This is a genomic window from Streptomyces sp. JJ38, assembly GCF_019303475.1.
Taxonomy (GTDB): Bacteria; Actinomycetota; Actinomycetes; order Streptomycetales; family Streptomycetaceae; genus Streptomyces.
In genome coordinates this window covers 50,660-77,285 of the sequence record NZ_JABLSI010000022.1, presented here as the reverse complement: position 1 = coordinate 77,285, position 26,626 = coordinate 50,660, and the positions used below count along the sequence as shown (strand labels likewise).

The following is a 26,626-nucleotide window of genomic DNA, read 5'->3' as shown; positions in this document are numbered from 1 at the left end:
CCGGGCCCCGCACCGGGCCGGTCGCCACGGCCGGGGTCAGCGCCGGGCTGCCCGGGCTCGCCGAGCCAGCCGACGCCTGGCGGCAGGCCCTCGCCGCCGCCCGCGCGGCCCGGGCCGAGCCACGGCTGGGGCCGGTCGCCCTGTGGCCGGAGCTGGGCCCGTACCGTCTCCTGACGGCCCTGCCGGACACCGTCAGGGCCGACCCGGTCCTCAGACGGCTGCTGGATCCGGCCCACCGGGAGATGGCCCGCACCGCCGAGGTCTACCTCGACTGCGCCGGGCAGGCCGGGCGGGCCGCCGCGGCCCTCGGCGTCCACCGGCAGACCCTCTACTACCGGCTCTCCCGCGTCGAGCAGCTCACCGGGCTCGATCTGGACGACGGCGAGTCCCGGCTCCTCCTCCACATGGCCCTCAAGGCCACCCGGCTGTGACCCGCGGTGCCGGTTGGAGACATCACGCACACGCGCGCCCTCAGGCCCCTGGCCCCTGCTCTCTGAGCCCTCGGCCGAAGGCCCGCCCGGCCGCCTCCCGGATCACGGCCGCCAGGGTCCCGGGCGCCGTGCGGTGAGTGTCGTGCCCCTGCCCGGGGAGCGTGACGACCCGCGCGTCGGGCAGCGCGGCCGCCAGGTCGGCCAGGCGCTCGCGCAGCCGTGCCGGGCTTCGGTCCCCCTCGACGAGGGTGGTCGGCACGTGGAGCCCGCGAAAGCGGTCGACGCCGACCCCGAGTCCGTCGAGCGCGGCGATGTCGGCGAGCCCCGCCGCCACCTTCGAGGCGAACGTGTCCCGCGCCCGCTGAGCCGCGGTCAGCCTGCCCACGCGTTCCGGGGGCTCGTGAGCGATGTCCCGCAGGTGGATGCGCAGGGCCTCGCGGGGATCTCCCGCGGCGAGGGCCTCGCGGGCGCGCCGGGCCGCCTCCCCGCCGACCAACGCCCTCGTGGGCAACGGGGGTTCGTACAGGACCAGGCCCGCCAGCCGCCCGGGCGCCCGTACGGCGGCCTCCAGCGCGGCGACCGCCCCCGAGGAGTGCCCGACCAGGAGCACGGGCCGGTCGAGGAGTCCGGCGACGGCGAGAACGTCCGCCGCTTCCACGGACATGGAGTGCGTCGGCGCAACGGCCGCTCCGGGGACGTAGATGCGGCGGACGACCCTGACCACCCGGAAGGCGTCGGTCAACGACGGCAGGACGGCGTCCCAGGCCGTCGCGCTCTCACCACCGCCGTGCACCAGGAGCACCGGGGGGCCCTCGCCGTCGTCGAGAGCGGTGACGGGCACGCCGTCGGCGGATGTCGCGAGAAGCTCGGCCACGCGCACAAGTGTGCGGTTCCGCGGGGTGGTGATCAACCGCCCATGTCCGCCCCGCGGGTGACCCACCGGACGAAGCAGCCACCACCGCCCGCGCAGCACGAGCCTCGGCGTCTCGGCGGACCCGGCGGTCATCTCGTCTCCGGTGACATAGATTCCGGCACGGCGTGCCGTCTGAGAGGTGACAGGCAATCAGGCGGGCCGCGCGAGCGCCCGCCGCCACCTATCGGGAGTTCCACCATGAACGAGAACCGCACACGCCGTCGCCGGACCGCGCGCCGTCGGCTCGCCGTCGCCACCGGCGCGGTGGCGACAGTGCTGCTGGCCGGGACGGGCATCGCGACGGCGGACCAGCCCGAGCCCGCCCCGACGCGGGCCCAGGCGGCCGCGGAGGCCGGGGCGCCCGAGGACGCCCCCGCTCTGGAGAACGCGGGTTCCGGGCTGAAGCCCCTCGGCGGTCTGGAGGTCAAGGTCGTCGAACCGTACGAGCCGGTGGACATCGGCGAGGACTGGCAGATGGGGCTGCTGCCCACGGGCAAGCAGAACTACGTGGTCAGCCCGGCCGAGTCCTACGCGGCGAACGTCGAGGCCGCCAAGGGCTACGTCGGCTCCGACATCCGCCCGGACAGCATCAGCGTCGGCGTCTACTCGGAGTCGGGCGAGGTCCAGATCATCGACGGTGCGTGGCGGCTGGACGAGACGCCGCGCGAGATCACCGTCTCCTTCGGCGGCAACGTCGACTACACGGCACAGATCGTGCGGCTGCCGGGCAAGCCCGGGTGGGGCGCCTACTACCTCGACCTCCGCGGTCAGGAGCTGCCGAACACCTTCACGGTGATCGCCAAGGACGCCGACGGCGAGGTCTTCGACACCATGGACGTCGAGCCCTGGCCGGCCGGCTGATCCCCGACTGACAGCCGCGCCGGGCGAGGGGACGCCCGGCGCGGCCCGGAGACCGACGACCGGACACAGGAGCCAGGTGAACAAGAGCGCGGAGGACGACTTCCGTTCGTTCGTCGAGGGCCGCTGGCCACGTCTGCTGCGCACGGCCTATCTGCTGACCGGCCACCACCAGGACGCGGAGGACCTGGTGCAGGCCGCACTCGCCCGTGCCTACACGCGCTGGGAGCGGGTACGGGCCGCCCGCGACCCGGATGCGTACGTGTGGCGCATCCTGATCAACACCAACACGGACCGGATGCGCCGCCTCAGGCTCGGCGAGTGGCTCACCCAGTGGCTGCCGGAGCGCGCGGCGCCGGACGGCACCGACCAACTCGTCGAACGCAGCGTCCTGCTGGACGCCCTGCGCTGTCTGCCGGTGCGGCAGCGGGCCACCGTGGTGCTGCGGTACCTGGAGGACCGGAGCGAGACCGAGGTCGCCGAGCTCCTCGGCACCGGGGTGGGTACCGTGCGCAGCCAGACCGCGCGTGCGCTGACCAGACTGCGGGCCGAACTGCCCCGACTCACAGCGAGCGAGACAGTATGAGAGACGAGCGAGAGTTCCCGGCCGCCGCGGAGCGGGCGGTGGCCGAGCTGAGTGCGGCCCTGCGCCGGGAGGCCGACGCGCTGCCGACCGGACCGGCGCCGGTGGAGGCCGTCGTGCGGGCCGGCCGGTCCCGGCGGCGGACGCGGCGAGCCGTCGTCCTGGGCTCGGCGGCGGCCGTGACACTGCTGGCCGCGCTGCCCCTGCTGCCCGGCACCGCCGACCCGGGACGCGTGGAGCCCGCCGTGCCCTCACCCGCACCCGCCGACCCGTCCGGCACCGGGCCGCGGACGGTCGAGCCCTACGCCCCGGTCACCGTCGCGCCGGGACTGCGGCTCGGGCTGCTGCCCGGGGGGCGGCAGACCTACGTCCTCGCCGAGGCGGAGGGGTTCCGGGAGGCCGTGGAACACGCCCGCGAGCAGGGGCTGGGGGAGAACATCGGCCCACGCAGCATCAGTTCCGGACATCTGGCCATTGAGGGCACGGGCATTGAGCGGATCGAGGGCGTCTGGCGGCTGCCCGGGCAACCACTGCGGATCGTCGTCACCGCGGGCGGCGAGGAGCACCGGGCCGAGCTGTTCACCCTGCCCGGCGAGCCCGGCTGGGGGGTGTACTTCCTCGACACCACCACGCTGCCCCCCTTCGACTCCTACACGGTCACGGCGTACGACGCGGACGGGAAGGTCTTCGACACGCTCGACGTCGACCGCGACGTCTCGGGTTGACGGGGTCGGCGAGTGCGGGTCACGTCACCGCCTCCACACGGCCAGACGTCAGCTCACAGCTCGCCGCAGGTCCTCAGCGCCCGCGTTCGGTGACGCAGGACGCGGTCGGTGAGATCCTCTCGCGCTCCCGGCTCGAACCAGTCGATGTCCGTTCCCTTCCGGATGGTTTCGGCCAACGGCCGGTACCGGGCGTCCGCCTCGGCGGCGGCCTGGGAGAGATCTTCCGCCGCCTGCCAGCGGTAGCCGTCAATCATGGAACGCGGCCCCTCCTCCATGCCCTCCTCGATGTCGAAGCGCTCCAGCGCGCCGCAGGCCGCGAGCGCGTCGGCCCGGGCACCTGAGGCCTCGCCGTCACCGGTGAGCAGCCAAGCTCCGGCGACCCCCCCGGCCCCCAGCAACACCCCGGCCAGCAGGGCGCCGAGGACCATGCCGGTCCGCCCGCGCGGGGGCACGGGTGCCGGGGGCGGGGCTATCGGCGGGGGCGGCTGCTGCGGGTACGACTGCTGGGGATACATGCGCGCAGAGTAGCGAATGCCTCTGACGTCCCGCACCGATCACGGGACCGATCACGGGAACGCCGACGGCGGGCCACCGGAGTGCGGTGGACCGCCGTCGGCGGAAGGCACGTGCCGTCAGCCGTCGAGGAGGTTGACCGCGCGGGCGGAGGTGGCGCCGATCTCCTCGGCGATCTCCGTGAGGACGGACGGCGGGATGGTGTCGTCCACGGTGAGGGCGACGAGCGCCTCGCCGCCCTCCTCGGCGCGGGAGACCTGCATGCCGGCGATGTTGATGCCGGCCTCGCCGAGGATGCGGCCCACGGTGCCGACGACACCGGGGCGGTCGCCGTAGCGGAGGAAGGCCATGTGCTCCGCGAGGGACAGCTCGATCTCGTGGTCGCCGACGCCGACGATCTTCTGCACGTGCTTGGGCCCGGCGAGCGTGCCGGAGACGGCGATCTCCTCGCCGTTGCTCAGCGTGCCGCGCACGGTGACGAGGTTGCGGTGATCGGGCGAGTCGCTGGAGGTGGTGAGGCGGACCTCGACGCCGCGCTCCTGGGCGAAGAGCGGCGCGTTGACGTAGGACACCGTCTCGTCGACGACGTCCTCGAAGACGCCCTTGAGCGCGGACAGTTCCAGCACCTTGACGTCGTACTGGGTGATCTCGCCGTAGACCTCCACGTCGAGCCGGACGGCGACCTCGCCGGCCAGCGCCGTGAAGATCCGGCCGAGCCGCTCGGCCAGCGGCAGCCCGGGGCGGACGTCCTCGGCGATCACGCCGCCCTGGACGTTGACCGCGTCCGGCACGAGCTCACCGGCGAGGGCGAGCCGCACGGAGCGGGCCACGGCCACGCCCGCCTTCTCCTGGGCCTCGCCGGTGGAGGCGCCCAGGTGCGGGGTGCACACGACCTGGTCGAAGGCGAAGAGCGGGGAGTCGGTGCAGGGCTCGGAGGCGTAGACGTCGAGCCCGGCGCCGGCGACGCGGCCCTCCTTGAGGGCGGCGTAGAGCGCGTCCTCGTCCACGATGCCACCGCGGGCGGCGTTGACGATGCGCACGCTCGGCTTGACCTTGTGCAGCGCCTCGTCGCCGATGAGGCCGAGCGTCTCCGGCGTCTTCGGCAGGTGGACGGTGATGAAGTCCGAGACCTCGAGCAGCTCGTCGAGCGTCAGCAGCTTGACGCCCATCTGCGCGGCGCGGGCGGGCTGCACGTAGGGGTCGTAGGCGACGACCTTCATGCCGAAGGCGGACATCCGCTGGGCGACGAGCACGCCGATGCGGCCGAGGCCGACGACGCCGAGCGTCTTCTCGGACAGCTCGACGCCCGTGTACTTGCTGCGCTTCCACTCGCCCTGCTTGAGGGCGGAGTTCGCCTGCGGGATGTTGCGGGCGGTGGCGACGAGGAGGCCGCAGGCCAGCTCGGCCGCGGTGACGATGTTGGAGGTCGGTGCGTTGACGACCATCACGCCGGCCTTGGTGGCGGCGGCGACGTCCACGTTGTCCAGGCCGACACCGGCGCGCGCCACGACCTTGAGTTTGCGGGCGGCGCCGATGGCCTCGGCGTCCACCTTGGTGGCGCTGCGGATCAGGATGGCGTCGACGTCGGCGATCGCGGCCAGCAGCTCGCCACGGTCGGCCCCGTTGCAGTGCCGGACGTCGAAGTCCGGGCCGAGGGCGTCGATGGTGGCCGGGGAGAGCTCCTCGGCGATGAGTACTACGGGCTTGCTCACTTCGGTCTCAGTCCTCACTAGTCCTGGGAGTACCGCCCGCGCCCGCCTGGGCGAGGGGGAGGACGGCCGCGTCTCGACGGCCGAAGGCGGTGGAGGTTGGCAGCCGCGTGGAGACGCACGACGCTGTGAGCCTGTGACGCGTATCTGCTGCGCAGTCTAGCCGTGATCCGGGGCACGGTTCCGCGCAGACGCCGATCATCCCCCGTACGGATGGTCTGCCCGGCGCGGGCAGGGAGGCGGGGCGCCGCGACGGCCGGGGGCCGCCGCGGCGCCGGAGGCTCAGGCCTCGTCGTCGACCCAGCTCATGAGCTTGCGCAGCTCCTTGCCGGTGGTCTCCAGGAGGTGGTCCGAGTCGGCCTTCTTGTACTCGTTGTACTTGGGCAGGCCCGCCTTGTACTCGGCCATCCAGTTGTTGGCGAAGGTGCCGTCCTTGATGTCGTCGAGGACCTTCTTCATCTCGGCCTTGGTCTGGTCGGTGATGACCCGCGGGCCGGTGACGTAGTCGCCCCACTCGGCGGTCTCGGAGACGGACCAGCGCATCTTGCTCAGGCCGCCCTCGTACATCAGGTCGACGATGAGCTTCAGCTCGTGCAGGCACTCGAAGTAGGCGATCTCCGGCTGGTAGCCCGCCTCGACGAGGGTCTCGAAACCGGCCTTGACCAGGGCGGAGGCGCCACCGCAGAGGACGGCCTGCTCGCCGAAGAGGTCGGTCTCGGTCTCCTCGGTGAAGGTCGTCTTGATGACGCCCGCGCGGGTGCCGCCGATGCCCTTGGCGTAGGAGAGCGCCAGGTCGAAGGCCTTGCCGGTGGCGTCCTGCTCGACGGCCGCGATGCACGGCACGCCGCGGCCCTCCTCGAACTGGCGGCGGACGAGGTGGCCGGGGCCCTTCGGGGCGACCATGCACACGTCGACGTTGGCCGGGGGCTTGATGAAGCCGAAGCGGATGTTGAAGCCGTGGCCGAAGAACAGGGCGTCGCCGTCCTTCAGGTTGTCCTTGACGGACTCCTCGTAGACCTGGGCCTGGATCGGGTCCGGAACGAGGATCATGATGACGTCGGCCTCGGCCGCGGCCTCGGCCGGGGTGACGACACGCAGGCCCTGCTCCTCGGCCTTCGCCTTGGACGTGGAGCCCTCGTGCAGGCCGACGCGCACGTCGACGCCCGAGTCGCGCAGCGACAGCGCGTGGGCGTGGCCCTGGCTGCCGTAGCCGAGCACGGCCACCTTGCGGCCCTGGATGATGGACAGGTCGGCGTCGTCGTCGTAGAAGAGCTCGGCCACTTCGGACATCTCCTTGTTGTGTTTCTTTCGCGGACCCGGCACGGGAGCCCCGCGTCAGGTCCAACCGTATGGTGATCGGCCGGTGCGTACCGCCGGGTCTCGCGATGCGGTCCACGGTGTTGACACCGGAAGGTGTGGGTGTGGCGCGGCGGCCGGGCCGGGAACGGGGCGGCGCCCTGCACGGGCCCCGCCCCGGCCGGCCGCTACGCGCTGCGGTCCAGGGCGCGCAGCGAGCGGTCGGTGATGGACCGCGCGCCGCGTCCGATCGCGATCGTGCCGGACTGCACGAGCTCCTTGATGCCGTACTGCTCCAGCATCCTGAGCATGGCCTCCAGCTTCTCGCTGCTGCCGGTCGCCTCGATGGTGACGGCCTCCGGGGAGACGTCGACGGTCTTGGCCCGGAACAGCTGGACGATCTCCACGATCTGGGAGCGCGTCTCGTTGTCGGCGCGGACCTTCACCAGAACGAGTTCGCGCTGCACGGCCGCGCCCGGCTCCAGCTCGACGATCTTCAGCACGTTGACGAGCTTGTTGAGCTGCTTGGTGACCTGCTCCAGCGGGAGGTCCTCGACGTTCACCACGATGGTGATGCGGGAGATCTCCGGGTGCTCGGTGGTGCCGACCGCCAGCGAGTCGATGTTGAAGCCGCGCCGGGAGAACAGGGCGGTGATCCGGGCCAGGACGCCGGGCTTGTTCTCCACCAGGACGGAGAGGGTGTGCTTGGACATGGGTTGGGGTCTCTCTCGCTACTCGCGCCGGTGGTCTCAGTCGTCGCTGTCGCCGAAGTCCGGGCGGACCCCGCGGGCCGCCATGACCTCGTCGTTGGAGGTGCCGGCCGCGACCATGGGCCAGACCATGGCGTCCTCGTGGACGATGAAGTCCACGACGACGGGCCGGTCGTTGATGGCGTTGGCCTTCTCGATCACCGCGTCCAGGTCGGCCGGGTCCTCGCAGCGCAGGCCGACGCAGCCCATGGCCTCGGCGAGCTTGACGAAGTCGGGGCAACGGGTGCCCAGAGTCGGCTGCCCGGCCCCGGCGTCCTGCCCGGCCTCGCCCGCCTCGGCCTCGGAGCCGGGGCCGGAGTGCAGGACGGTGTTGGAGTAACGCTGGTTGTAGAACAGCGTCTGCCACTGCCGGACCATGCCCAGCGCACCGTTGTTGATGACGGCGACCTTGATGGGGATGTTGTTGAGCGCGGCGGTGACCAGCTCCTGGTTGGTCATCTGGAAGCAGCCGTCGCCGTCGATCGCCCACACCGGACGGTCGGGGGCGCCGGCCTTGGCCCCGAGGGCGGCCGGGACGGCGTAGCCCATGGTGCCCAGGCCGCCGGAGTTCAGCCAGGTGGCGGGCTGCTCGTAGTCGATGAAGTGGGCCGCCCACATCTGGTGCTGGCCGACGCCGGCCGCGTAGATGGTGTCCGCCGGGGCCAGCCGGCCGATCCGCTCGATGACCTGCTGCGGTGAGAGCGAACCGTCCTCCGGCAGGTCGTAGCCGAGCGGGTAGGCGTCGCGCCAGCGGGTCAGCATCTGCCACCAGGCCGTGTAGTCGCCCTGGCGCCCGGCCTCGTGCTCGGCCTGGACGGCGACGACCAGGTCGGCGATGACCTCGCGGGCGTCGCCGACGATCGGCACGTCGGCCGCGCGGTTCTTGCCGATCTCGGCCGGGTCGATGTCGGCGTGGACGATCTTGGCGTGCGGGGCGAAGGAGTCCAGCTTGCCGGTGACCCGGTCGTCGAAGCGGGCGCCGAGCGCGATGATCAGATCGGACTTCTGCAGGGCGGTGACGGCCGCCACCGAGCCGTGCATGCCCGGCATGCCCAGGTGCTGCGGGTGGCTGTCGGGGAAGGCGCCCAGCGCCATCAGCGTCGTGACGACGGGAGAGCCGGTCAGCTCCGCCAGGACCTTGAGCTCCGCCGTGGCCCCGGCCTTGAGCACGCCGCCGCCGACGTACAGCACGGGGCGCCGGGCCTCGCCGATCAGCTTGGCCGCCTCGCGGATCTGCTTGGAGTGCGGCTTGGTGACCGGGCGGTAGCCGGGCAGGTCGTGGACCGGGGGCCAGGAGAAGACCGTTTTGGACTGGAGGGCGTCCTTGGAGATGTCGACCAGCACCGGGCCCGGGCGGCCGGTGCTCGCGATGTGGAAGGCCTCGGCGATGGTGCGGGGGATGTCGGCCGCGTCCGTGACCAGGAAGTTGTGCTTGGTGATCGGCATGGTGATGCCGCAGATGTCAGCTTCCTGGAAGGCGTCCGTGCCGATGGCCTTGGAGGCGACCTGGCCGGTGATCGCCACGATCGGGACGGAGTCCATGTGGGCGTCGGCGATCGGGGTGACCAGGTTGGTGGCGCCCGGCCCGGAGGTGGCCATGCACACGCCGACCTTGCCGGTGGCCTGTGCGTAGCCGGTGGCCGCGTGCCCGGCCCCCTGCTCGTGGCGCACGAGGATGTGCCGCACCCGGCCGGAGTCCATCATCGGGTCGTACGCGGGAAGGATCGCCCCGCCCGGAATGCCGAAGACGGTGTCGGCTCCCACCTCCTCCAGCGCACGGATGAGGGACTGCGCGCCCGTGACGTGCTCGACGGTGGCGGGCTGCGGCGCTCCGCCGTTACGGGCCCTCGGCGTGGGTCGGGGTGCCCCGGTGGCGTGCTCGGTCATCGGCTTTCTCTTCTCGGCGAGGTGAGGGTGGTGGTGCCGCCCTGTGGAGCGTGACGCTGGAGGGGTGCGGGCGGTTTCGGGCGGGTCGTGCGGTGTGACGTCCCGTGACGGTTGTCACGTTTGGTGTGGAATTGTTCGAGGTGCTGGTGCAACAAAAAACCCCCCGTGCCGAGGTGGCAAGCGAGGGGAGCGCGTCGCTGGGTTCACGGGGCGGTGAGGGCCCGAGTCAGCCGACGCGCTGTCCAAGTACGAGAATTCGGGTGCGCATGCCATTGACCTTCCTCCGGCGGGACGGAAGGTGTCAAGTGGGTGGGACAGACGTCTCACTATTTGGTCGCAATGGGGGATGCGTGACGGCGTCGGGACCGAGCGCGCCGATCCGCCGCACCGGCAGCGCGCCGGCCACCACGACGGAGCGTTCCGCGCCCCGGGCCGCCGGGACCGTCGCGGGGTGCCGCGGCACCGGGAGGCTGCGCTGCCGCAGTGCGTGCCGGAGCCGGTGCTCGTCCAGCGGGCCGCACAGGGCCGCGCCCTGCCCGTGGGTGCAGCCCAGCCTGCGCAACACGCTGACCTGCTCCGCCGTGTCCACCCCGGCCGCCAGCGAGTCCAGCCCGAGGTCGGCGGCGATACGCAGCAGCCCGGCGGCGGCGGCGTGCAGCCGGGGCGAGTCCACGACCCCCTCGACCAGCGGGGCCTCCAGCCGCATCCGGTCGGCCGGGACAGCGTGCAGGGTGGCCAGCCCGCCCGGCCCGCCGCCGAAGCCGTCCAGCACGACGGAGACACCGAGCCCGCGGAGCACGGCGAGCCGGTCGGCCAGCTCGGCCAGCTCCCGCCGGGTGAGCGGCGGACCGGGGAACCCGACGGGCTCCAGCACGAGGGCCTCGCCGGGGAGCGCGTGCCGCTCCAGCAGCCGCTCGACACGGCTGCGGCGCCCCGCACGCCCGCACAGAGCGCGGGCGTGGACCCGGACGACGACCGGGGTGGTGAATCCCGACCGCTGCCGCCGGGCCGCCTGGATCACGGCTTCCCGCAGCAGGGGCCACTCGTGGCGGTTGTCGGCCACCAGGCCGTGCGGGGAACGGCGGCGCGGCAGGGCGGCGACCGCGGTGATCTCGCCGGTGGCCAGCTCGACGACGGGCTGGTGCACGAGCACGACGGGCTCCTCCCCCGCACCCGCCCGGCCCGGGCCGCTCGCCCCGGGGCGGCGGCCGCCGTGGCTCCGGGCGCCCTGGGGCGCGCGGCCGGACGGCACGGAGGGCGCGGCCGACGCCTCCGGCTGGCGGGTGCCCGCGACGAGCGGGGGCGGCGGCTGCGGGTCGCTGAGCAGCTCCGGGGCGTACAGCTCGACGCGCCCCTTGCCGAGCCGCTTGGCCCGGTACATCGCCAGGTCGGCGTTGCGCATCAGGGCCGCCGGGGTGATGCCCGGCTCGGCGAACGCGACGCCGATGGAGGCCGCGACGCGTGCCTCGGGCTCGGCCGCCGAGCCGTCGAGCGGATACGGCTGGGAGAGGCGGGCGCGCAGACGGTCGGCTATCTCCAGCACCCGTACCTCGCGCTCGGCCTGGCCGCCGGAGCCGTCGCCGAGGATGAAGGCGGCGAACTCGTCCCCGCCGAGCCGCGCCGCGGTGTCGCCCGCCCGCACCGACTCCAGGAGCCGCCGCCCGGCCTGGACGAGCAGCTCGTCCCCGGCCTGATGGCCGAGGCGGTCGTTGACGGCCTTGAAACCGTCGAGGTCGATGAAGAGGACCGCCGCGTCCCGGTCGGTGCCGTCCCCCTCACGGCGGCCGGTGAGGGCCTGGCGCACCCGGTCGGTGAACAGGGCGCGGTTGGGCAGGTCGGTGAGCGGGTCGTGGGAGGCGTTGTGCTGCAACTGGGCCTGGAGCCGAACGCGTTCGGTCACGTCCCGGCTGTTGAAGATGAGCCCGCCCTGGTAGCGGCTGACCGTGGACTCGACGTTGAGCCAGTCGCCGCCGGAGTGCCGGAAGCGGCACTCGATGCGGGTGGCCGCCCCCTCCTCCGGGGCGGTGGCCAGATAGCGGCGCACCTCGTGGTGGAGGCGGCCCAGGTCGTCGGGGTGTACGAGGCGGTCCAGCTGGGCGCCCACCAGGGCGTCCGCCCGCCGCCCGAAGACGCCGACCGCCGCCGGGCTGACGTACCGCAGCAGCCCGGAGGGGGAGGTGATCATGATGACGTCGCTGGACCCCTGCACAAGGGACCGGAAATGGCTCTCCTTGTGGGCCAGTTCGCGGGCGAGGCGGATGTTGTCCAGCAGCATGACGCCCTGCCGCACGACGAGGGCCAGCACGACGGTGCAGGCCGTCCACAGGACGACCGGGTCCACGGGACTGCCGTCCTGGACGTTGTAGAGGACGCCCAGCGTGCACACCGCGCCCGCGAGGTAGGGCGTCAGCGCGGCGAGCGAACCGGTGACCGGCCGCCCGGCCCCGGGGACGGTGGGGGGCTCCGGCGCCGAGCAGGCCCCGCTGGCCCAGGGCGCGTAGGCCAGGAGCAGCGATCCGGCGAACCACCCGGCGTCCAGCAGCTGCCCGGAGCGGTAGTGGGCCTGGAGCAGCGGGGAGGTGAACAAGGCGTCGCACAGCACCGTCAGCGCGAGGGCTCCAACCGCCGTGTTGATCGCCGACCGCTGGGCCGAGCCGCGCCGCAGGTGCAGCACGAGCACCATGGTCACCAGCACGATGTCGAGTAACGGGTAGGCGAGGCTCAGCGCCAGGTGGGCCACGGAACCGCGCTGCCAGTCGTCGGTGTGCGAGAGGGCCAGGCTCCAGGACAGGGTGAGCAGGGAACCGCCGACCAGCCAGGCGTCCAGCCCGAGGCAGGCCCAGCCCGCCCGGGTGACCGGGCGCTTGGCGAGGACGAGCAGGCCGACCACGGCGGGCGGGGCGAAGAGCAGGAAGGTGAAGTCCGCCAGGGAGGGCGAGGGCACGGGGCGCCCGAGGACGACCTCGTAGTAACCCCAGACGGCGTTGCCGACGCCGGCCATGGCAGAGGAGAACGCGAAGAGGTACCAGGCGGGCCGGAAGGCCCCGGAGCGGGAACGGGCGTACCAGTAGCAGGAGCCGGTGGCCAGGAACGCGGCCGCGCTCAGCCCGAAGTCCCCCATGAACAGGGCGGCGCCACGGGAGCCCCAGCCGAGCGCGGCGCCGACCGCGTAGCTCAGGCAGATGGCGGCGAGGGCCAGTTGGGGCAGCAGCGGCTGCCGGACCGGGGCGGACGGCGTCCCGGGCCGCGGCGCGGCCGCCGTCGGGTCCGCGCCCAGGCGCGCCACTCCCGGCGGCGCGGCTCCGGTCGACGCCGGTTCCGCGGATACGGGTTCCAGCGGTGCCGGTTCCGGGGGTGCCGGTTCCAGCGGTGCCGGTTCCAGCGGTGCCGGTTCCGGGGGTGCCGACGCCGGTTCGGCCCCCGCCGTCCGGCCGGGTTCGGCCGCGGGACGGGCCTCCCTTCGGCGGCCGGCCTTCGCTGTCCGGGCGGCCCGCGGTGGCGGGGCGGCCGGATCGACGTTCGCCAGGGTCGTTCCGTCAGTGGTCACGGCACCACCTCCCGCCCGCCGGGAGCGGCTTCCAGCCATCCGGCCCGCGCGGGCGCGTCGCACCGGCGACCGTCCCTGTTCAGGCAGTTCGTCCTTTGGCCACGCATTCGCCCGTCGCCCCCCTGGGTGTCCTGGTATCTCCCCGTCCGGACGATACACCAGTTCCGTCACTCACGGATATAGGACCTCTACAGAACGTGACGACCTGGGGGTTTACCGATACACTCCGCACCCGAACGCCTGCGGCGCGTTGCCAAGGGGGCGCAGGAGGTGCCGGTTTCGACCGGTTCGGTGCCAGGCGGGCGGCGGCCCGGCCGCGCCGTCAGGCCGCCCGGTGGACGACGTGCGCGGGGTGTTCGCCGGCCGCGAGCCGGTCGAGCTGCGCCCGAACCAGGGCGCGCGCCCGGGGCCGGAACGCGGTCGAGGGGCCACCGACATGCGGCGTGATCAGGACACCCGGCGCACGCCACAACGGGTGGTCCTCGGGCAGCGGTTCGGGGTCGGTCACGTCCAGGGCGGCCCGCAGCCGGCCGGACTCCAGTTCCGGCAGCAGCGCCTTGGTGTCCACCACGCCGCCGCGGGCGACGTTCACCAGCAGCGCGCCGTCCGGCATCCGGGCCAGGAAACCGCCGTCGACCAGGTGCCGCGTCCCCTCGGTCAACGGCACGGCCACCACGACGACATCGGCCTCGGGCAGCAGCGTGGGCAGTGCGTCGAGGCTCTGGACCGGGCCGTGCCGCTCGGCGCGCGCGGTACGGGCCACGCGGTCGACGCGGGCCACCTCAAAGGGCAGCAGCCGCTCCTCGACGGCGCGCCCGATGCCGCCGTAGCCGACGATCAACACCCGGCGGTCGGCGAGCGCGGGCCGGAACCCCCCGCGCCACCGGCCAGCGTCCTGCTGCCGGACGAAGTCCGGTACGCCGCGCAGGGAGGCGAGGATCAGGGTCAGGGCGAGCTCGGCGGTGCTGGCATCGTGCACCCCGACGGCGTTGCAGAGCGCGGCTCCGGGCGGCAGGGCGGCCAGACCGGGAAGCATGTGCTCGGTGCCCGCGGTGAGGGTCTGCACGAGCCGCACCGAGCGCATCCGCTCCAGCGGGGCCAGCACGTCCGCGGCCGGCTTGAGGTAGGGGACGACGTAGGCGAGGCAGTCGGCCGGGTCCGCCGGGTAGGGGCTGTCGGCGTTCCAGTACCGGTAGGTGAAGGCCCCGGGGAGGTCGTCGAACTCGTCCAGAGGCAGCGGAAGCCATACGTCGGTTGCGCTCATGACGGCCAGGCTATGCCGTCGGACCGGACCCCCGGTGACCTCGGGCGAACGGGGCCGCGCCGACCGGTTAGTTTGGGGGCTTCGACGGTGAAAGGGGGAGCGGAGCCGGTGGAGGGCAGGACACTCGGCGCTGCGGCGCTGCGCGTGGGGGCGATCGGCCTCGGCTGCATGCCGATGAGCTGGGCCTACACGACGTCCCAGCAGGGGGGCGAGGGCGCGCTGCGGGCCCTGCACGCCGCTCTCGACGAGGGGACGACGCTGCTGGACACCGCCGACATGTACGGGCCGTTCACCAACGAACTGCTGGTAGGACGGGTACTCAGGCAGCGCCGGGCGGAGGCCTTCGTGTCCACCAAGGCCGGGCTGCTCGTGGGCGACCAGCACATCGTGGCCAACGGCCGCCCCGGCTATATCCGCCGCGCCTGCGACGCCTCGCTGCGGCGGCTGCAGACCGACGTCATCGACCTCTACCAACTGCACCGCCCCGACCCCGAGGTGCCCGTCGAGGAGACCTGGGGCGCCATGGCCGAGCTGGTGACGGCGGGGAAGGTGCGCGCTCTCGGGCTGTGCGCGGTCGACGCCCGCGCACACCGGCGCGGACCCGGCACGGACCTGCACGCCCCGACGCTGGCCCAACTGCGCCGGATCCAGCAGGTGTTTCCGGTCAGCGCGGTGCAGGCGGAGCTGTCCGTGTGGTCCCGTGAGGCGCTGGGCGCACTGCTGCCGTGGTGTGCGGAGCGCGGAATCGGCCTGCTGGCGGCGATGCCGCTCGGACACGGCTTCCTCAGCGGAACCCTGACCCCGGGCAGCGGCTTCGAGCCGGACGACATCCGCGCCCGGCACCCGCGCTTCACCGCCGAGATGATGGCCGCGAACCAGCCGGTCGTGGCCGGGCTGCGGCGCGTCGCGGCCCGGCACCCGCGGGCCACCCCGGCCCAGGTGGCGCTGGCCTGGCTGCTCGCCCAGGGCCCGCACGTCATTCCCGTCCCCGGCACCAAGAAGGCCCGCTGGGCGGCGGAGAACGCCCGCGCCGCGCGGCTGCGGCTGACCGCCGATGACCTGGCCGAGATCCGCGGCCTGCCGCCCGCGCAGGGCTCCTGGGACTGAGAGCCGAACGACGCTCGTCCGTCCTGACGATCACCCCGCACCCGTCGGCCCGATGTGGTGTCCTGAGAGGGACAGGCCGAAGAGAGGAACCCACCGTGCGACGCCCCGCTTGCGCAGCCGCGCTGGCCACCACCGCACTGCTGCTCACGGCCGCCTGCGCGGGCGGCCCGGCGGACGACGGCACCGCGGGGCGCACGGCCCCGCGCCCCTCGGCGCAGGAGCAGCGGACTCCGCCCTCGGAGGCCGCCTCACCCACCGAGCCCCGCCCGACGCGTCCCGTCGAGCCGCCCCCGGCCGAGGGCTCGGTCGAGGTGCTGAGCACCGTCGCCACCGGGCTGGAGTCCCCGTGGGGCCTGGCACCGCTTCCCGGCGGGGACCTGCTGGTCTCCTCCCGCGACGCGGGGACGATCCTGCGGGTGAGCGGGGAGGACGGCAGCGTCACCGAGGTCGGCGAGGTGACGGGCGTGGAGCCGGGCGGCGAGGGCGGGCTGCTGGGCATCGCGCTCGGCGGCGGCGCGGCGGGCGGTCACCTCTACGCGTACTACACCACCAACTCCGACAACCGCGTGGTGCGCATGGCCTACGACGCCGACGATCCCGAGTCCGGGCTGGGCCAGCCGGACATCCTGGTCCGGGGCATCCCCAAGGGACCGCGGCACAACGGCGGGCGGATGGCCTTCGGCCCCGACGGCATGCTCTACGTCGGCACCGGGGACGCGGACCGGCGCGGTGCGGCCCAGGACCTGGACTCGCTGGCCGGGAAGATCCTGCGCGTCGAGCCGGACGGCAGCGCGCCGGCGGAGGGCAACGCCGAGCCGGGCTCACGGGTGTTCTCCCTGGGCCACCGCAACGTGCAGGGGCTCGCCTTCGACGGCCAGGGACGGCTGTGGGCCTCGGAGTTCGGGCAGAACGAGTGGGACGAGGTCAACCTGATCGAGCCGGGCGGCAACTACGGCTGGCCCGAGGCCGAGGGCGCCGCGGGCGAGGAGGGCTTCGTCGACCCCGTCGCGCAGTGGCGCCCGGCCGAGGCCTCGCCGTCCGGGCTGGCCTGGGCCGAGGGCTCGCTGTGGATGGCGGGGCTGGGCGGGGAACGGCTGTGGCGCGTCCCGCTGGACGGCGAGGAGACCGTCGCCGAGCCCGAGGCGTTCCTGGAGGGCGAGTACGGGCGGCTGCGCACCGTCGTCGCGGACCGGGGCGGAGAGCTGTGGCTGGTGACCAACGAGACGGACGGCCGGGGCAGCCCGGAGGGGGACGACGACCGCGTCCTGAAGCTGGAGGTGCGGTGACCGCCCGGCGTCCCGTCGAGTCCGCGGCCGCGGGCCGGCCGGGACGGCGGTGAGACGCGGGCGGGCCGGGGCGCCCCGGCCCGCCCGCCGCCGCTCAGCGTGCCGAGGCGGGCTGCGGGGAGACCATGCCCATCCGGTGCGCCAGCGCGGCGGCCTGCCCCCGGTTGCCGACGTCCAGCTTGGACAGGATGTTCGAGACGTGGACGCTCGCCGTCTTCGGTGAGATGTACAGCTCCTCCGCGATCTGGCGGTTGCTGCGGCCCGCCGCCACCAGCGTCAGCACGTCCCGCTCGCGCCGTGTGAGGCCGAAGGACTCCCCCGGGGTGTCCGGCGCCGGAGCGATCGCCGTCGGCCCGCTCGGCTCCGGCCGCAGGGCGATCCGGGCCCGGGCGGCCAGCAGTTCGGCCGCGTCCCGCAGCGGGACGGCGTCCAGCCCGTCGGCCACCGCGTGGGCCTGGCGCAGGAGGCCGGCGGCACGCTCGCGCCCGGCGCGGTCGGTTCCCGCGTCCAGCAGGGCCTCGGCCAGCCGGCACCGGGCGAAGGCCAGGAGGTAGGGCATGTCGAGCCGGTCGAGCCCGGCGATGGCCTCCTCCCAGCGCGTGACGTCGCTGCGTCCCTCGGCACGCAGCACCTCGGCGTCGATCAGCAGCCCGTAGACCGTCGGGGCCGGGTAGAGCCGGGGCAGCCGCCGTGCCGTGCGGCGGATGACCGCCAGGACCTCGGCCCGGCCCGGCTCCGCCGAGGGCAGGCCCCGGGCCTCGGACTCGGCCGTGGCCGCCGAGAACAGCAGCGGCCAGGCGTAGCGCTCGCTGCCCATGGGGAAGCCGATCTCGACGGCCTTGGCGAACAGCTCCCGGGCGGCGTCCAGCCGGCCCCGGGCCGCCTCGATGTCCATCTCCAGGGCGAACATCGGGATCATGTGCTGCGGCTGCGGGTCGTGGGTGCCACACAGCCGGCGCACCTCCTCCAGCGCCTCGGCGGCGGCGCCGGGGCGGCCGCGGGCCACCGCGAGCTGTCCGGCCACCAGCGAGGAGGTGATGAGCGACCAGGGGCTGTCGGCGTTCTGCCGGGAGTCGGAGAAGGCCCGCTCGGCCTCGTTCCAGCGGCCCAGGGCGTAGAGGGTCTCCCCCCGGTTGCCGTGCAGCCAGCCCCGGAAGCTCGGCTGGCCGAAGCGCTTGAGCAGGCGCAGCCCCTCCTCCAGCACCTCCAGCGCCTCGGCGAAGCGTCCCAGGCTGTGCAGCACGTCCCCGAGGTTGGTGTAGGCACGCCCGACGACGGCCACCATGCCCTGCTCGCCACTGCGGCGGGCGGCGGCGCGCATCTCGGTGACGCCCGCCTCCGCGTTCCCGGACTCGACGAGGAGGTAGCCGAGCGTGACGCGGGCGTGGAGCTCGATGGCCTCGGCGCCCACGACCCCGGCCAGGTCGACGGCGCGCTGGGCGGTGGTGATGGTGTCCGGGCCGTGCGGGTGCAGGGCGGCGTAGGCGGCGACGTTGGCCAGCGCCTCGGCGTGCACCGGAGAGGGCGGCAGCCCCCGGACGAGGTCCTGGGCCCTGGCCAGCTCGTCCCAGCCGTCGCCCTGCCGGTTGAGCCCCTTCAGCTTGCTCTTCTGTGTCCAGAACCAGGCGGCGCGCAGCGGGTCGCCGAGGTGGCCGCCCTCGGCCTCCTCCAGGATCCGCAGCGCCTGCTTGATGGAGGTCTGGGCGCGCTTGCGCTCGCCGGCCAGCAGCGCTGTGGATACCGTCTCGGCGAGAAGGTCGATGTAGCGCACGGCGTCGTCCTCACAGCCGCAGGCCGGATAGGCGTCGGCGTGGTCGAAGGGCCGCAGGGAGCGGCGGGTCTCGGGGGTGGCGCTCTCCCACAGCTCCAGGGCCCGGTTCAGCAACCGCAGCTGCTCGGAGTGGGCGTAGCGGCGGCGGGCCTCGACGGCCGCCTCCAGCACGGCGGGCAGCGCCTTGGCGGTGTCGTGCGCGTGGTACCAGTAGCTGGCCAGCCGGGCGGCGCAGTGCTCGGCCCGGACGAGCTCGGGGTTCGCCTCGACGGCTTCGGCGTAGCGGCGGTTGAGCGCGGCGCGCTCACCGGGCAGCAGGTCGTCGCTGACCGCCTCGCGGACGAGCGCGTGCCGGAAACGGTAGCCGTCCCCGTCCTCCGTGGGGGCGAGGACGTGGGCGCCTACGGCGGCACGGAGAGCGGCGAGCAGCTCGTCCTGCGGGGCCCCGACGACGGCGGCCAGCAGACCGAACTCGACCGTCGTACCTCCCTCGGCGGCGATCTGGACGACGCGCTGGGCGGCCTCGGGGAGCGCCTCGACGCGGACGAGCAGCAGGTCGCGCAGGGATTCGCTGATGTCACAGGTGGCACAGTGGGCGACCAGTTCCTCGACGAAGAACGGATTGCCCTCGGAGCGCTGGAAGACGTCCTCCACCAGCTCGCCCGCCGGCTCGGGGACGCCCTGGATACCGGCTATCTGGCCGCGTACCTCCTCCTTGCCCAACCGGGGCAGCTCGACCCGCTGGACCGTTCTCAGACGGTCCAGCTCGGCCAGGAAGGGCCGCAGCGGGTGGCGGCGGTGGATGTCGTCCGACCGGTAGCTGGCGATGAGGACGAGCCGGGCGTGGTGGACCGACCGGATGAGGTAGGCGAGCAGCTCGCGGGTCGAGCGGTCCGCCCAGTGCAGGTCCTCCACGGACAGGACGAGGGTTCTCTCCCTGGAGAGGGACTCCAGCAGGCGAGCCGTGAGCTCGAAGAGCCGGGCGCGGCCGACCTCGTCGTCGAACTGGTGGGTGGGCTCGCCCAGCTCCGGCAGCAGCCGGGCCAGCTCTCCCTCCTGGCCCGCCACGGCGGCCGACAGCTCGGCCTCGAACTGGCGGTAGAGCGAGCGGAGCAGCGTGGAGACGGGGGCGAAGGGCAGCCCGTCGGCGCCGATCTCTATGCAGCCGCCGACGGCCGTCACCGCGTCGGCGCGGCGGGCGGCGGTGAGGAACTCCTCCAGCAGGCGCGTCTTCCCCACGCCGGCCTCTCCGCCCACCACCACGACCTGGGGCTCACCCACGGCCGCGCGGGCGAGCGCATCGGTCAGCTCGGACAGCTCGGCACCACGGCCGACGAACACGGGACTGATGCTGGAGGCTTGCACGCCGTCGAGCATCGCACAGGGGATGGACATGGTGGCAGGGCTTTTTCCGCCCGCGCCTCAGGCGGCCTTCACCCAGCGGCCCCGGTGCCAGGGCCCCTCCCTGCGTCGTCCGTCGTCCGAGGCGTCCCGCCGGACCACGTCGGCCAGCCGCTGCTGCGCGGCCTCGGCGCGGAGCCGGTCGATGCGGGAGCGAGCCTCGTGCGCCAGGAAGTCCTCGTACATGGTGGTCTCTCCTCGGGAGTCGGCAAGAGCCCCACCGTTCGGTGAGGCTCCTACAGCTTCCGCTCTGAGGAGGCCGGGGCGCATCGGACGACTTCCCGATCTCCGGGGCGCCGGGGCTTAGGCCCCGGCGCCCCGAAGACCTCAGACTCCCGGAGCCGGGGGCCTTAGGCCGAAGCCCGGACGCCTTAGACCGGATGTCGGACGCGCCGGACCCGGGACGGGCCCCGGGCGGACGGTCCGGCCCGGTGTCAGCCCTCGACGCCGAGCTTCTCCAGGATCAGCTCGCGGACGCGGGCGGCGTCGGCCTGGCCGCGGGTCGCCTTCATGACGGCGCCCACGAGCGCACCGGCCGCCGCGACCTTGCCGCCGCGGATCTTGTCCGCGATGGCCGCGTTGCCCGCGATGGCCTCGTCCACGGCCGCGCCGAGCGCGCCCTCGTCCGATACGACCTTCAGCCCGCGCTTCTCGACGACCTCGTCCGGGCCGCCCTCGCCGTCGAGGACGCCCTCGATGGTCTGCCGGGCCAGCTTGTCGTTGAGCGAGCCCTCGGCGACGAGCGCGCACACCCGAGCGACCTGCTCCGGGGTGATGGTCAGCGCCGCCAGCTCGGTGCCGGTCTCGTTGGCCCGCCGGGCCAGCTCGCCCATCCACCACTTGCGGGCCTGGTCCGCGGGGGCCCCGGCGTCGATCGTGGCGATGATGAGGTCGAGGGCGCCCGCGTTGAGCACGGACTCCATCTCGTGCTGCGAGATCCCCCACTCCTCCCGGAGCCGGTTGCGGCGCAGCCGCGGCAGCTCGGGCAGGCCGGCCCGCAGCTCCTCGACCCACTCCCGCGCCGGGGCGACGGGCACGAGGTCCGGCTCGGGGAAGTAGCGGTAGTCCTCCGCCTCCTCCTTGACCCGGCCGGAGGTGGTGCTGCCGTCGTCCTCGTGGAAGTGGCGGGTCTCCTGGACGATGACGCCGCCGCCGTCCAGGACCGCGGCGTGCCGCTGGACCTCGAAGCGCACGGCGCGCTCCACGCTGCGCAGGGAGTTGACGTTCTTGGTCTCGCTGCGGGTGCCGAAGGTCTCGGAACCCTTCGGCATGAGCGAGAGGTTGACGTCGCACCGCATCTGGCCCATCTCCATGCGGGCCTCGGAGACGCCGAGGGCGCGGATCAGCTCGCGCAGCTCGGCGACGTAGGCGCGGGCGATCTCCGGGGCGCGGTCACCGGCGCCGGTGATCGGCTTGGTGACGATCTCGATGAGCGGGATGCCCGCCCGGTTGTAGTCCAGGAGGGAGTGGGAGGCACCGTGGATGCGGCCCGTCGCGCCGCCGATGTGCGTCGACTTGCCGGTGTCCTCCTCCATGTGGGCGCGCTCGATGCCGACGCGGAAGATCTCCCCGTCCTCCAGCTGGACGTCCAGATAGCCGTCGAAGGCGATCGGCTCGTCGTACTGGGAGGTCTGGAAGTTCTTCGGCATGTCCGGATAGAAGTAGTTCTTCCGGGCGAAGCGGCACCACTCGGCGATCGAGCAGTTGAGCGCGAGGCCGATCTTCACCGCCGACTCGACCGCCGTCGCGTTGACGACGGGCAGGGAGCCGGGCAGGCCGAGGCAGGTCGGGCAGGTCTGTGCGTTGGCGGGTGCGCCGGGTTCGGTGGCGCAGCCGCAGAACATCTTGGTCTTGGTGCCGAGTTCGACATGGACCTCCAGGCCCATGACGGGGTCGTAGGTCGCGAGGGCGTCCTCGTACGACACCAGGTCGAGCAGAGTCACGGAAGTACAGCCTCTCGATCAGTCACCGGCGAGGACGTCGTCGCTGCCCCAGCTGCGCAGCTCTCGCACGAGGAGGAGGACGCCGGTGGTGATGGCGGCGGCCGAGACGACGGCGTCCACGAGCCGCAGCCCGTCGCTCTCCTCCCGTGCCTGCCGCGCCTGCCGGACCACGCTGACGGCGCCGAACAGCGAGCTGCCGATGGACAGGTAGGTGCCGGCCTTGGTCTTCTTGAACCGCGTGGCCTTCTTGATCTTGCTCACAGTACGGGTGCCTCCTCCAGCAGCGGGTGTCCCCACCGGGACTGGAACGCGGCCTCGACGGCGGCGCCCACCCGGTAGAGCCGGTCGTCGGCCATGGCGGGGGCGATGATCTGCAGCCCCACGGGGAGCCCGTCCTCCGGCGCCAGGCCGCAGGGCAGCGACATGGCGGCGTTGCCGGCCAGGTTGGACGGGATGGTGCACAGGTCGGCCAGGTACATCGCCATCGGGTCGTCGGCGCGCTCGCCGATGGGGAACGCCGTCGTCGGCGTCGTCGGGGAGACCAGGACGTCCACCGACTCGAAGGCCCGCTGGAAGTCCCGGGTGATGAGGGTGCGGACCTTCTGCGCCGAGCCGTAGTAGGCGTCGTAGTAGCCGGAGCTGAGCGCATAGGTGCCGAGCATGACGCGGCGCTTGACCTCGGCGCCGAAGCCGGCCTCGCGGGTGAGCGCCGTGACGTCCTCCGCCGAGCGGCTCCCGTCGTCCCCGACGCGCAGGCCGTAGCGCATCGCGTCGAAGCGGGCCAGGTTGGAGGAGCACTCGCTCGGTGCGATCAGGTAGTAGGCGGCAAGCGCCTTGGTGAAGGACGGGCAGGAGATCTCCACGACCTCGGCGCCCAGTTCGCGCAGCAGCTCGACCGACTCGGTGAACCGCTGCATGACGCCGGCCTGGTAGCCCTCGCCGGAGAACTCCCGGACGACGCCGACGCGCAGCCCCCTGACGTCGCCACCCCGGGCCGCCTCGACGACCGCGGGGACGGGGGCGTCGATGGAGGTCGAGTCCATCGGGTCGTGGCCCGCGATGACCTCGTGCAGCAGCGCCGCGTCCAGCACGGTGCGGGCGCAGGGACCGCCCTGGTCCAGCGAGGAGGAGAACGCCACCATGCCGTAGCGGGAGACGCCGCCGTAGGTCGGCTTGACGCCCACGGTGCCGGTGACGGCGGCGGGCTGGCGGATGGAGCCGCCGGTGTCGGTGCCGATGGCCAGCGGGGCCTGGAAGGAGGCGAGCGCGGCCGAGGAGCCGCCACCCGAGCCGCCGGGGATGCGGGTGAGGTCCCACGGGTTGGCGGTGGGGCCGTAGGCGCTGTTCTCGGTGGAGGACCCCATGGCGAACTCGTCCATGTTGGTCTTGCCGAGGACGACGACGCCGGCCTCCTTCAGTCGGCGCGTCACCGTCGCGTCGTAGGGCGGCACCCAGCCCTCGAGGATCTTCGAGCCGACCGTGGTCGGCACGCCCTCGGTGGTGAAGATGTCCTTGAGCGCGAGCGGTACGCCCGCGAGCGGACCGAGCGGCTCGCCGGCCGCGCGCTGCTCGTCCACCCGGCGGGCGGCGGCGAGGGCACCCTCCCGGTCGATGTGCAGGAAGGCGTGCACCTTCTCGTCCACGGCCTCGATGCGGGCGAGGTGTGCCTCGGCCACCTCGACCGCGGAGTTCTCGCCACGCGCGATGCGCTCGGCCGTCTGCGCGGCGGTGAGCTTCGTCAGGTCGGTCATACCGGTCACTCCTCACCCAGGATCTGCGGCACCTTGAAACGCTGCTGCTCCTGGGCCGGGGCGCCGGAGAGCGCCTGCTCGGGCGTCAGGCTCGGACGGACTTCGTCCGGGCGCATGACGTTGGTCAGCGGCAGCGGGTGGGAGGTCGGCGGCACGTCCTCGGTGGCCACCTCGGAGACGGCGGCGACCGCTCCGAGGATCTGGTCGAGCTGTCCGGCGAAGTGGTCGAGCTCTTCGTCCTTCAGCTCCAGGCGTGCCAGCTTGGCGAGGTGCGCGACCTCCTCGCGCGTGATGCCAGGCATGCGGCGGTCCTTACGGGTCTGGGCATGGGATGTTCCGGTTGCCGCCCAATCCTATGCGCTCCGCCTCCCGCCCCCGACAGCCGACGACCGGGGGCACGGCACCGGCGCGGGCGCCCGCGGCACGAAGGGGCGGGCTCAGTCCGCCGAGGGGAGCGAGGGGTGGGCCATGCCCGGCGGGAGCGCGGGCGCGGCCGTGGGGACGGGGGCGGGCATGGCGGGGCCGACGCCCCGGGCGCGCAGCCAGGCCGTCGTCTCGGCGGCCGGCATCGCGGCGGAGACCAGCCAGCCCTGCACGGCGTCGCAGCCGAGGTCGCGCAGCCGCTCCCAGGTCTCGTCGTCCTCCACGCCCTCGGCGACGACGAGCAGGCCGAGGGAGTGCGCCAGATCGACCGTGCAGCGCACGATCTCGGCGTCCTGGGTGTCCACGGCGAGCCGGGCCACGAAGGAGCGGTCGATCTTCAGCTCGCTGACCGGCAGCCGGCGCAGGTGGACGAGGGAGGAGTAGCCGGTGCCGAAGTCGTCGAGCGACATCTTGACGCCGTGTCCGGTGAGCCCGGCGAGAGTGTCGGCGGCCTGCTGCGGGTCCTCCAGGAGGACGTGCTCGGTGATCTCGAGCTGAAGGGCGCCGGCCGGGACGCCGTGCCGGGCGAGCCGGGCCGCGACGGCCCCGGCGAAGCCGGGCGTGTGCACGTCGCGCGGCGAGACGTTGACGGCGACGGGCACGGCCAGCCCCGCGGCGCGCCAGCGGGCGACCTGGCTGAGCGCCGTCTCCAGCACGTACTCGGTGAGCCGGGGCATCAGCCCGGAGGTCTCGGCGATCGCTATGAAGGTGTCGGGCGGAACCCGGCCGCGCTCGGGGTGGACCCAGCGGACCAGCGCTTCCAGGCCCGTCACCTGGCCGTCGAAGCGGACCTTGGGCTGATAGTGCAGCTCCACCTCGCCGGCGTCCAGGGCGCGCCGCAGATCGCCGAGGAGGCCCAGGCGGTCGGGGGTGTTGCCGTCACGGGCGGCGTCGTAGACCTCGACGCCGCTGCGGTCGCGCTTGGCCTCGTACATCGCTACGTCGGCGCGGCGCAACAGGCCCTCCGCCTCCAGCGCGTGGTCGGGGAAGACGGCGACGCCCGCGCTGGCCTCCAGCACGAGGCTGAGGCCGTCGAGGTGGAGGGGGGAGCTGAGCGCCGAGACGAGGTTGCGGGCGACCCGCTGGGCGCTGGTGGCCGAGGCGGCGAGCGGCAGCAGCACGGCGAACTCGTCGCCGCCGAGCCGGGCCGCCTCGGCGCCGCGCGGAAGGGCGAGCCGCAGCCGGTCGGCGATCTGCAGGAGGAGCCGGTCGCCGGCGAGGTGGCCGAGGGTGTCGTTGACGGAGCGGAAGCGGTCGAGGTCGATGAGGACGAGGGCGGAGCGGGCCTTCTGCCGGTCGGCGTCGTCGAGGGCCGTCCACGTGCGTTCCATCAGCCACAGCCGGTTGGGCAGCCCGGTGAGCGGGTCGCGCAGCTGCTCCTCGGCGCGCACGCGGGCGATCCAGAGGGTGGAGTCGAGGGCGATGAGGGGGACGGCGAACAGCGGCAGGACGAGCGGTCTGGCCTCGGCGACGACGACGATGAGCGGGGAGATGCCGACGAGCGCGACACACATCAGCCCCTGGCGGATCAGCGCGGTGCGGGCGGCGGTCGGCACGGCGGGGGCGGGCAGGGTGGTGCGGTGGCTGCGGCAGTACCACTCCAGGACCCGGGTCACGAACAGATACACGCAGGCGACGGCGAGCATCTCGGGGACGGCGGCCCACGTCCAGCCGACGGGCCCCCAGGGGTCCTCGACGGTGGGCCGGGTGCCGAAGGCCGCCAGGGCGAGCGTGGCGCTGACGATGCCCAGGATGTCCACGGCGCCGTGCACGACGGACTGGCGCCAGCTGCGGTGCCGGGCGGCGCCGACGAAGACGACGACGGCGATGCTGACGAGGCTGGCCGGGGCGCAGCCATAGAGGAACAGGATGGCGAGGGTGAGGGCGGAGCCGGAGCCGGTGCCGCCCCACCAGCGGTCCCGGCCGAGGGCGACGAGGTGGACGACGACGATGCCGGTCAGGGCCGCGAAGGCCCACCCGGCGGTGCCTGCGGGGAACAGGGCGCGGCCCGCGCGCGCCGACAGGAACAGGCCGGTCAGCAGCGCCGCCGCGCCCAGGGCGACGACGAGCCCGCGCAGCCCCGGGACGGAGGCCATGACGGCGCGGCGCACGGCGCAGACGGGGGCCGAGGCGCCCTCGGCGCTGCAGGCGGGCTGGCTGAGGGAGCCGGGGCGGACGAAGGCGGTGGCCGAGAGGCGGCGCTCGCTGCCACGCGGGGTCCGCGGCCCGCCGCGCGGCGCCCGCGGCCCGGCGTCCCCGACGGCCGTGTGGGCGCGGCTGCGCCCACCGCCCGCGGAGGCGGCGTCGCGCTCTTCGGGTGTCTGCTGCATGCGCGTCCCTCTCACGGCCGTCGGTGCACCGCGCCACGGCAGGCGCACGATTCCCACAGTAGGTGCCGGGCTGGCGTCGGAGGCACCGATCAGGCCGTGGTTATCCGCGCGGATCGGCTAATTCTCCGTCATCTGACCG

The 26,626-nt window shown here is 73.7% G+C and carries 21 protein-coding genes; 6 read left to right on the top strand and 15 right to left on the bottom strand.

Annotated features, from left to right (window positions below; translation table 11 throughout):
* Nucleotides 1-431 (top strand): CdaR family transcriptional regulator (locus HPT28_RS14745; protein WP_219091521.1); only part of this gene is annotated, 431 nt, incomplete at its 5' end.
* Nucleotides 432-471: 40 nt separating this feature from the next.
* On the opposite strand, the gene HPT28_RS14740 is transcribed toward HPT28_RS14745, so the two are convergent.
* On the bottom strand, nt 472-1,305 hold the full coding sequence (locus tag HPT28_RS14740) for an alpha/beta fold hydrolase (protein WP_219091520.1): 834 nt from the start codon (nt 1,303-1,305) through the stop codon (nt 472-474).
* Between the two features lie 237 nt (nt 1,306-1,542).
* On the opposite strand from HPT28_RS14740, the gene HPT28_RS14735 reads away from it, so the two are divergent.
* The 3 genes from HPT28_RS14735 to HPT28_RS14725 all read left to right on the top strand — a co-directional run bounded on the left by HPT28_RS14735 (nt 1,543) and on the right by HPT28_RS14725 (nt 3,510).
* Entirely contained in the window at nt 1,543-2,205 is a 663-nt protein-coding gene (locus HPT28_RS14735) for a hypothetical protein (protein ID WP_219091519.1), read from the top strand.
* A 76-nt stretch (nt 2,206-2,281) separates the two neighbouring features.
* Nucleotides 2,282-2,788 carry a SigE family RNA polymerase sigma factor gene (locus HPT28_RS14730; protein ID WP_219091518.1) on the top strand — a complete coding sequence of 169 codons (507 nt, stop codon included), beginning with the start codon at nt 2,282-2,284 and terminating at the stop codon, nt 2,786-2,788.
* A complete protein-coding gene (locus tag HPT28_RS14725) occupies nt 2,785-3,510 on the top strand; it encodes a hypothetical protein (protein ID WP_219091517.1) in 726 nt (241 codons plus the stop codon). The genes HPT28_RS14730 and HPT28_RS14725 overlap by 4 nt, the downstream gene beginning before the upstream one ends.
* Before the next feature lie 53 nt (nt 3,511-3,563).
* Here the strand turns inward: HPT28_RS14725 and HPT28_RS14720 are convergent, their stop codons facing one another.
* The 7 genes from HPT28_RS14720 to HPT28_RS14690 all read right to left on the bottom strand — a co-directional run bounded on the left by HPT28_RS14720 (nt 3,564) and on the right by HPT28_RS14690 (nt 14,475).
* On the bottom strand, nt 3,564-4,025 hold the full coding sequence (locus HPT28_RS14720; RefSeq protein ID WP_219091516.1) for a hypothetical protein: 462 nt from the start codon (nt 4,023-4,025) through the stop codon (nt 3,564-3,566).
* 117 nt (nt 4,026-4,142) lie between these two features.
* Complete coding sequence (serA, locus tag HPT28_RS14715; RefSeq protein ID WP_219091515.1) at nt 4,143-5,735, bottom strand: phosphoglycerate dehydrogenase; 1,593 nt, start codon at nt 5,733-5,735, stop codon at nt 4,143-4,145.
* Nucleotides 5,736-6,014: 279 nt separating this feature from the next.
* Nucleotides 6,015-7,013, bottom strand: a complete 999-nt coding sequence (gene ilvC, locus HPT28_RS14710) for a ketol-acid reductoisomerase (RefSeq protein ID WP_219091533.1) — start codon at nt 7,011-7,013, stop codon at nt 6,015-6,017.
* Nucleotides 7,014-7,216: 203 nt separating this feature from the next.
* Nucleotides 7,217-7,741, bottom strand: coding sequence for an acetolactate synthase small subunit (ilvN, locus tag HPT28_RS14705; protein ID WP_219091514.1), 525 nt, complete (start codon nt 7,739-7,741; stop codon nt 7,217-7,219).
* 36 nt (nt 7,742-7,777) lie between these two features.
* Nucleotides 7,778-9,664 (bottom strand): acetolactate synthase large subunit, encoded by a 1,887-nt coding sequence (locus HPT28_RS14700; protein ID WP_219091513.1) that lies wholly within the window; start codon nt 9,662-9,664, stop codon nt 7,778-7,780.
* Nucleotides 9,665-9,965: 301 nt separating this feature from the next.
* Entirely contained in the window at nt 9,966-13,250 is a 3,285-nt protein-coding gene (locus HPT28_RS14695; RefSeq protein ID WP_219091532.1) for a diguanylate cyclase, read from the bottom strand.
* Between the two features lie 283 nt (nt 13,251-13,533).
* A complete protein-coding gene (locus HPT28_RS14690; protein ID WP_219091512.1) occupies nt 13,534-14,475 on the bottom strand; it encodes a 2-hydroxyacid dehydrogenase in 942 nt (313 codons plus the stop codon).
* Nucleotides 14,476-14,583: 108 nt separating this feature from the next.
* Between HPT28_RS14690 and HPT28_RS14685 the strand changes: the two genes are divergently transcribed.
* The gene (locus HPT28_RS14685; protein WP_219091511.1) at nt 14,584-15,582 is read left to right on the top strand and encodes an aldo/keto reductase; all 999 of its coding nucleotides are present in this window, start codon (nt 14,584-14,586) and stop codon (nt 15,580-15,582) included.
* Nucleotides 15,583-15,644: 62 nt separating this feature from the next.
* Complete coding sequence (locus tag HPT28_RS14680; protein WP_219091531.1) at nt 15,645-16,868, top strand: PQQ-dependent sugar dehydrogenase; 1,224 nt, start codon at nt 15,645-15,647, stop codon at nt 16,866-16,868.
* 94 nt (nt 16,869-16,962) lie between these two features.
* Here HPT28_RS14680 and HPT28_RS14675 read toward each other — a convergent pair whose 3' ends face one another.
* The 7 genes from HPT28_RS14675 to HPT28_RS14645 all read right to left on the bottom strand — a co-directional run bounded on the left by HPT28_RS14675 (nt 16,963) and on the right by HPT28_RS14645 (nt 26,253).
* Entirely contained in the window at nt 16,963-20,034 is a 3,072-nt protein-coding gene (locus tag HPT28_RS14675) for a helix-turn-helix transcriptional regulator (RefSeq protein WP_257578625.1), read from the bottom strand.
* A 27-nt stretch (nt 20,035-20,061) separates the two neighbouring features.
* Entirely contained in the window at nt 20,062-20,226 is a 165-nt protein-coding gene (locus HPT28_RS14670) for a hypothetical protein (protein WP_219091510.1), read from the bottom strand.
* 248 nt (nt 20,227-20,474) lie between these two features.
* Nucleotides 20,475-21,983: an Asp-tRNA(Asn)/Glu-tRNA(Gln) amidotransferase subunit GatB gene (gatB, locus tag HPT28_RS14665; RefSeq protein ID WP_219091509.1), complete on the bottom strand. Its 1,509-nt coding sequence runs from the start codon at nt 21,981-21,983 to the stop codon at nt 20,475-20,477.
* 18 nt (nt 21,984-22,001) lie between these two features.
* Complete coding sequence (locus tag HPT28_RS14660; RefSeq protein WP_219091508.1) at nt 22,002-22,244, bottom strand: hypothetical protein; 243 nt, start codon at nt 22,242-22,244, stop codon at nt 22,002-22,004.
* Nucleotides 22,241-23,734 (bottom strand): Asp-tRNA(Asn)/Glu-tRNA(Gln) amidotransferase subunit GatA, encoded by a 1,494-nt coding sequence (gene gatA / locus HPT28_RS14655; RefSeq protein WP_219091507.1) that lies wholly within the window; start codon nt 23,732-23,734, stop codon nt 22,241-22,243. Before gatA ends, HPT28_RS14660 begins: the two co-directional genes overlap by 4 nt.
* A 5-nt stretch (nt 23,735-23,739) precedes the next feature.
* The gene (gene gatC / locus HPT28_RS14650; RefSeq protein WP_219091506.1) at nt 23,740-24,036 is read right to left on the bottom strand and encodes an Asp-tRNA(Asn)/Glu-tRNA(Gln) amidotransferase subunit GatC; all 297 of its coding nucleotides are present in this window, start codon (nt 24,034-24,036) and stop codon (nt 23,740-23,742) included.
* Between the two features lie 135 nt (nt 24,037-24,171).
* Entirely contained in the window at nt 24,172-26,253 is a 2,082-nt protein-coding gene (locus HPT28_RS14645; protein WP_219091529.1) for a bifunctional diguanylate cyclase/phosphodiesterase, read from the bottom strand.
* Nucleotides 26,254-26,626: the final 373 nt, after the last annotated feature.